This window comes from Pantoea sp. CTOTU49201 (assembly GCF_032054795.1).
Lineage (GTDB): Bacteria > Pseudomonadota > Gammaproteobacteria > Enterobacterales > Enterobacteriaceae > Pantoea > Pantoea symbiotica.
The window spans coordinates 1-6555 of the sequence record NZ_DAMBSA010000274.1; the positions used below are offsets into that span (position 1 = coordinate 1).

The 6555-nt window shown below is 56.8% G+C and carries 6 protein-coding genes; all 6 read right to left on the bottom strand.

The annotated features are described in order from the left end of the window. A partial coding sequence (locus RTY00_RS17300) for a hydantoinase/oxoprolinase family protein (protein WP_312665261.1) occupies window positions 1-1772 on the bottom strand: 1772 nt, incomplete at its 3' end. A 42-nt stretch (window positions 1773-1814) separates the two neighbouring features. Then, entirely contained in the window at window positions 1815-3155 is a 1341-nt protein-coding gene (locus RTY00_RS17305; RefSeq protein WP_312665262.1) for an MFS transporter, read from the bottom strand. A gap of 55 nt (window positions 3156-3210) precedes the next feature. Then, the gene (locus RTY00_RS17310) at window positions 3211-3843 is read right to left on the bottom strand and encodes an RraA family protein (protein WP_312665263.1); all 633 of its coding nucleotides are present in this window, start codon (window positions 3841-3843) and stop codon (window positions 3211-3213) included. A gap of 506 nt (window positions 3844-4349) precedes the next feature. Next, window positions 4350-5123, bottom strand: coding sequence for an FCD domain-containing protein (locus RTY00_RS17315; RefSeq protein WP_061719402.1), 774 nt, complete (start codon window positions 5121-5123; stop codon window positions 4350-4352). 78 nt (window positions 5124-5201) lie between these two features. Then, window positions 5202-5519, bottom strand: a complete 318-nt coding sequence (locus RTY00_RS17320; protein ID WP_312665264.1) for a PTS sugar transporter subunit IIB — start codon at window positions 5517-5519, stop codon at window positions 5202-5204. A gap of 9 nt (window positions 5520-5528) precedes the next feature. Next, the coding region (locus RTY00_RS17325) for a glycoside hydrolase family 1 protein (RefSeq protein ID WP_312665265.1) at window positions 5529-6555 on the bottom strand (1027 nt) is incomplete at its 5' end.

Sequence of the window (6555 nt, forward strand, 5' to 3'; positions counted from 1 at the left end):
AAGCGCGCCAGATGGGCGGCTTCAAAACTGTCGATTAGAGCCTGAATATCGCCGTGCGCAAGGAAGCTTTCCGGCAGCGTGACGGTGAGCTCCGATCCCTGGCCGACATAGCGCACGCCCGCAAGCTTCTGCTGAATCGCGGTATTCGGATCGGCGTTAGCCGCCGCCAGCGTGGTGATCGCTTCGTCAAAGCCTTCGGCGAACAGCGCCGCAATGCGTTTGACATCAATGCCGGGCTGCAGGCGGCAGCGATCGCTGCGCACAAAGTCGGCGCTGGGCGGCGCGGTCAACAGGCCGAAGGCCGAGTAAACGCCCGCTCCGTTCGGGAAGTAAACGCGCTTAACGCTGAGCTGTTTCGCCAGCGACCAGGCGTGACTTGGGCCCGCGCCGCCAAACGCCAGCATGGTCATTTGCGCTGGGCTGACGTTTTTCTCCACCGAATGGGTGCGCAGCGCTTCGGACATTTTGCTGTTGGCCACTTCATGAATGCCCCATGCGGCGTCTTCAATGCTCAGTCCCAGCGGCTCGGCGATGCGGCGAATCGCCCGACGCGCCGCTTCAACGTCGAGCGGCATGCGGCCACCGAGGAAGGCGTCGGGATCGAGCAAGCCCAGCACCAGATTGGCGTCGGTGACGGTTGGCTGCTCGCCGCCGCGCGCGTAACAGGCCGGACCCGGCCAGGCGCTGGCACTTTCCGGGCCAATTTCCAGCAGGCCAAGCGAATCGACGCGCGCGATACTGCCGCCGCCCGCGCCAATCTCAATCATGTCCACCACCGGCAACTTCACCGGCAAACCGCTGCCTTTCAGCAGGCGATCCGCGCGCCCCACTTCGTAATCGATGGTGATGGAGGGTTCGCCATCGCGCACCACGCACGCCTTGGCGGTGGTGCCGCCCATATCAAACGCCAGCACCTGACGTTCAGCATTTTTCCGCGCAAAGGCGGCGGTGGCGACGATGCCGCCTGCCGGGCCGGATTCAATGATGCGTGTGGGATAATCCGCCGCCACCTGCGGCGCCATCAGGCCGCCGTTCGATCCCATCACCAGCCAGTCGCAGGTGAAGCCGCCCTCGCGCAATTTGGTCTCCAGCCGTGCCATATAGCGGCGCGCTTTCGGCTGCACAAAGGCGTTCATGGCGGTTAACACGCCGCGATCGTATTCGCGTATTTCCCGCGACACTTTGTGCGACACAGAAATCGATACGCCAGGCAGCTCGCGGCTGAAAATCGCTTCGATGCGATTCTCATGTTCCGGCCACGCATAGGCATGCATGCACAGTACGGCGACGGCTTCATAGCCTTGGTCGCGCAGCTCAGCGGCCAGCCGCACCACTTCGGCTTCGTCGAGTGGCGTAATCACTTCGCCGCGCGCCGTCACGCGTTCGCTGATTTCATACGACTGTGAACGCGGCAGCAGCGGCTGCGCCGGTGCGCCATTCAGATCGTAGATGTCATAACGGTATTCACGCCCCAGCACCAAGACGTCACGGAAGCCGCGCGTCACCACGAAGGCAGCTTTCGCGCCACGCCGCTCCAGCAGCGCGTTGATGGCCAGCGTCGTGCCGTGCGTGATGGTGTGAATGTCGCTGGCTTTGAGCCCGGCCAGCTCCACCAGTTGGGTTAAACCGGTGTAAGCGCCTTCTGAAGGATCTTCCGGCGTGGTCAGGGTTTTATGCCGAATCGCCTCGCCAGAAATGTCATTCAACAGCACCAGATCGGTAAAAGTGCCGCCAATATCAAACCCTATCCGCCAGGGTGACGCGTTTTTCATAATGACCTCGAAATCCAGAATGTGGGCTGATTGCTACGGCGTTCACTCCGCAGCGAGTGGCTTACCGGCAGTTTCTTTCAGATACAGCGTGCTAATGAGCGTCAGCGCGGCGGTGAAAATCACCATATAGCTGGGAATGCTGGCGATGCCGGTCAGGCCAATCAGCCACGTCATCAGTAAGGGCGCGGAGCCGCCAAAGATCACCGTTGAGAGGTTAAAACCGATGCTGTAGGCGCTGTAACGCACGTTGGTGGGGAACATTTCGGCCAGCGTCGCCTGAATCACACCGGCATGTCCGGCGAAGGCAAACGCCAGCAGAACGGCCGCCATGCACGCCAGCGGGAACATGCCGAGCGTCAGCAACCAGAAACAGGGCCACGCCAACAGCGCCATCGCAATCGCCGACGCCACCAGCAGCGGCTTACGTCCCAGACGATCCGACAGCCACGCCATCATCGGAATGGTGGCGATAATGGTGATCAAGCCACAGGCGGTGACCATCAGGCTTTGAATCTGCTGGAAGTGCATCACTTTATTCAGGTAGGTCGGCATGTAGACAAACAGGATGTAATAGCCCGGACCGTTGACCGCTGGCAGCGTGATCGCCAGTCCAATCGCTTTCAGATGGCGCTTTGAGGAAAGCACTTCACGCAATGGATTGCGCACCACGCGCTTGTTGGCTTTTACCATCTGAAAATGGGGCGTGTCCTCAATGCGGGTGCGGATGTAGACGCCAATCAAGGCCATCGGAATCGCCAGCAGGAACGGCACGCGCCACACCCAGGCAGTCATCGCTTCGCTGCCGAACACGTTGATCAATCCGCTGATCAACAGGCTGCCGAACAGCAACGCGATAAACGAACCCATCACCAGCGGCGACATCACCACCGCACGGCGATGATCTTCGGCATATTCCGCCACGAACGAACCCGCGCCCGAAACTTCGCCACCGGCAGAGAAACCCTGCACGATGCGCAGCAAAATCAGCAGCGCCGGTGCCGCCCCGCCAATGCTGGCGTAGCTCGGCAGCAGGCCTATCGCCGCCGTCGCCAGCGAAATCATCAGCAGAAGAATCGCCAGCAGCTTTTGGCGGCCCATTTTGTCGCCGAGATAGCCGCAAATGACGCCGCCGAATGGGCGCACAAAGAAGCTTACGGTGAAGCCGAGGTAGGCCAGCATCAGGCCGGAATCGGTAGTGCTCATGTCACTGGCGGAAAACACCAGCACCAGTGAACTGACCAATAAGCCGTAAATGCCGTAGTCATACCATTCGACAAAGGATCCGACGCCGCCCGCCAGCGAGGCGCGGCGGACGACGTTATTCTTGTTTGTTCCGTCCTTCGGCAAAGCGTAATCCATTGTTACCGCATGTGATTTCGTCATTGGTTTGCCCTGAAAGTGTGGTGAAAACATCCCCGGAATGCGCTGAGCCAGCGGCTTATTTATACTGACGCGTCACTTCTGCCGTCATTTCTGCTTCACGGCGCGCCACTTCCTGTACCGCCGCCAATACCGCTTCAGCGCGCCAGAAGGGAATGATGATCACGCCGTCATCGTCGCCGACCACGATGTCACTCGCGCAGCACACCACACCGCCAATCGCGACCGGCTCACCGATCACGCCCGGACCGTTTTTGAACGGACCCGCCGGCGTGATGCCGCGACAGAAAGTGGGTAAACCGGTGGATTCAATCACGCTGCGATCGCGAACTGCGCCGTCGATAACCTGCGCCACCGCACCGGCATGCTGGAAGCGCTGCGTCAACTGCTCACCCACCAGCGCCCGATCAATATGGCCCTGGCCGTTAATCATCATCACGTCGCCCGGTTGGATGTAATCCAGCGCGCGGATCACTGCCGCGTTATCGCCTGCCGTGACCTGAACCGGCAAGGCAAAGCCGACAAACGCTGTGTTGGAGGAGACCGGAACAATGCCGCCATCGCACATATTCAGTCTTTCCATCGCATCGCCAATGTTGGCAACAGGAAATTCGGCAAATGCCGCCAGCCATTTATTTTCCGGGCGCTGCCACGATGTCGAAATACGCACTTCAGCCGTTTCAAGAGCCATTATCGGTCACCTTTTAAAATGAAAAATCATTATCAAGTGAGAAACTTTTATCATTTTAAAAATTGGGTGCGCAACGTCTTTTTTACATCAATATGACAGGTGCGAGGTTTTAAATTAACGGAATTGTGCAGGATTCAATCGAAGGGATTGTTATTAATATATTGATTATAAATAATATTTTTTCCAATTCATTCATTGCGCAAGGCAGACCGATATCGAAATAAATCGGATTATCCGCTGCTATAGTGTTTTCTTATGTTGATTTTATGAGGAGAAGCACAAATTAAGTGCATTATTTATTGAATCAGACGATACGTGTCACAATTTGGTGCGGAAATTAATGCGGGGCCATAAGTAAATAAATAAAGGCTTCAGTTTTCAGCGGTTAAATAATTGGGGGCGATGTTACATTGCACTGTGGCGGTGCGCATAAATGCGCACCTGGTCGCCATAAATGGCGACCCTACGACAGCGGGTTTGTAGGGGCGCCATTTATGGCGACCTCATCACATCAATTTACCCTGGAAAATCGGTACCGATTCGAACAGGTAACCATCAAAGTCCGGCGCATCAGCATCAGATAACTCCAGCAGCGTGTTCTTGACGTTTTCCAGGTGCTGCCACATCGCCTGCCAGGAACCCATAACATCACGACGTCGTAGCGCGGCCAGAATGGTTTGGTGATCGCCCAGCCACTTCAGGCGATAGGCGCGGGTTTCATACTGCGGTCGCAGCTGCTGCCAGAGCGGGCTGGCTTCGTGATGACGCCAGACGCTGGTGACCGTATCGAGCAGCATCTGATTTTGCGTCGCGCCCGCCAGCAGCAGATGAAATAACTTGTCGTTATCCTGGCTGCTGTCGTTAAGCGCGATGGCGCGCTGCTCCTGCTCCAGCGTGCGGCGCAGGTTTTCGATATCGGCTTTGGTGGCCATTTTGGCAGCGAAAGCGGCGATATTGCTCTCCAGCAACTGACGCGCCTGCAACATCTCGAACGGGCCGACATCGCTGCGGAAAAATGCCTCTTCCGCATCCTCGCTTTCCGAAGGAATGCGCATCACGTAAACGCCGGAACTTTGACGTATATCCACCGTGCCTTCCAGCTCCAGCATCAGCAACGCTTCACGCACAATGGTGCGGCTCACGCCCCAGGTTTCCGCCAACTGGCGCTCTGGCGGCAGTCGTGAGCCAACCGGGTAATTGCCATCGAGGATTTGCTGACGCAGATGCTGACCAATTTCCTGATACTGCTTTTTCTCTTGTGGCGCTTCGGCTTTTTCCACGCTCTCACCCTTTTGCATCATGGTGCATTCGGCCCGGCCGCGTCCTGTGCGCGCCGGAACCTGACTGCTATCTGGGCGCTAGTGTACCAAAGCCAGCGCCTGATCGAGTACCTTTGCACCATTCAACGTGCCGTAAGCCACGGTATCGATCACCGCAATCGGCAGCTGATAGCTGTCGGTCAGCTTTTTATTCTCCTCCAGCTTAAAGCGCACCTGCGGTCCCAACAGCACCACTACCACGTCCTGACCGAAGTTTTGTAACTCTTCACGCAGGTTCTGTTCCGGGATGGCGTAGATCTGGTACTCAAGACCGCGTGCTACCGCCTCTTTCTCAATGCGGGTGACTAACATCGAAGTCGACATGCCTGCTGCACAGGCCAAAATAATGCGTTTCATTGGTCGTCCTTATTTGGCTTCATCGTCAATGTTGAGGGTCAATTGCTGGGTGTCACGCAACTGACGGAACCAGTGCGCGGATTTCTTCATGCGTCGCTGCCGCTGGTTATCGAGGTCGATTTCGATCAGTCCGTAACGATTTTTAAAGGCGTTCATTGGCGAAACGTTGTCGGTGAACGCCCACAACATGTAACCCTGACAGTTGCTGCCCGCTTCACGCGCACGCACCGCCTGGTAAAGATGTTCAGCAATAAAGTTGATGCGGTAATAGTCCTGAATTTCTCCCTGCGCATCCTTAAATTGCGCTTCGTTCTCGATGCCCATGCCGCTCTCGGCCACAAACCACGGCAGATTGCCGTACTCCTCTTTCATGCGCTGCGCCATGTCGAAGACAATACGCGGCTGAATTTCCCAGCCGCGCGAGCTGTTCATGCGGCGGCCCGGCAGCTCAAAATGTTCGTAGTAAAAAGCGGGATGGAAAGGCGTCTCCGGGTGCCACGCGCGTGACGGCGCTTTGACGCGATGCGGGTAGTAAAGATTTAGCCCCACTTCATCGACGGTGTTGGCGGCGATGATCGCCAGCTCTTCATCGGTGACGTCCCATTGCACTTCGTGTTTATCGAGCAGCTGCAACAATTCAGCCGGATAGACACCTTTGATCGCCGGATCGAGAAACACCCGGTTGTAGAACAGATCGTAGATTTTCGCAGCTTTAACATCGTGCGCCGCCGACGAGCGCGGATAAGTCACTTCCGGATTGAGAATGGTGCCCACCGTGCCGGCATAACCTCGCTGGCGGAACAGCTTTACCACCTTCGCCGTGGCGAGATTTTTATGGTGATTCCACTGCATCCACTTATGGGTGTTCTGCTCATACGGCCAGCGCAGCGCATCAAGATAGACGCGCGTCTGCACCACAATCGGCTCATTAAATACAAACCAGCGCGTCACTTTTCCGGCGTAGCGGGCAAACACCTTTTCGACATAGCGAGTAAAAAGCTCAACCACATGTTTTGATTGCCAGCCGCCGTACTCT

Coding starts and splice junctions, on each gene's coding strand:
- RTY00_RS17305 (WP_312665262.1), bottom strand. CDS start 3,155: ATGACGAAATCACATGCGGTAACAATGGATTACGCTTTGCCGAAGGAC.
- RTY00_RS17310 (WP_312665263.1), bottom strand. CDS start 3,843: ATGGCTCTTGAAACGGCTGAAGTGCGTATTTCGACATCGTGGCAGCGC.
- RTY00_RS17320 (WP_312665264.1), bottom strand. CDS start 5,519: ATGAAACGCATTATTTTGGCCTGTGCAGCAGGCATGTCGACTTCGATG.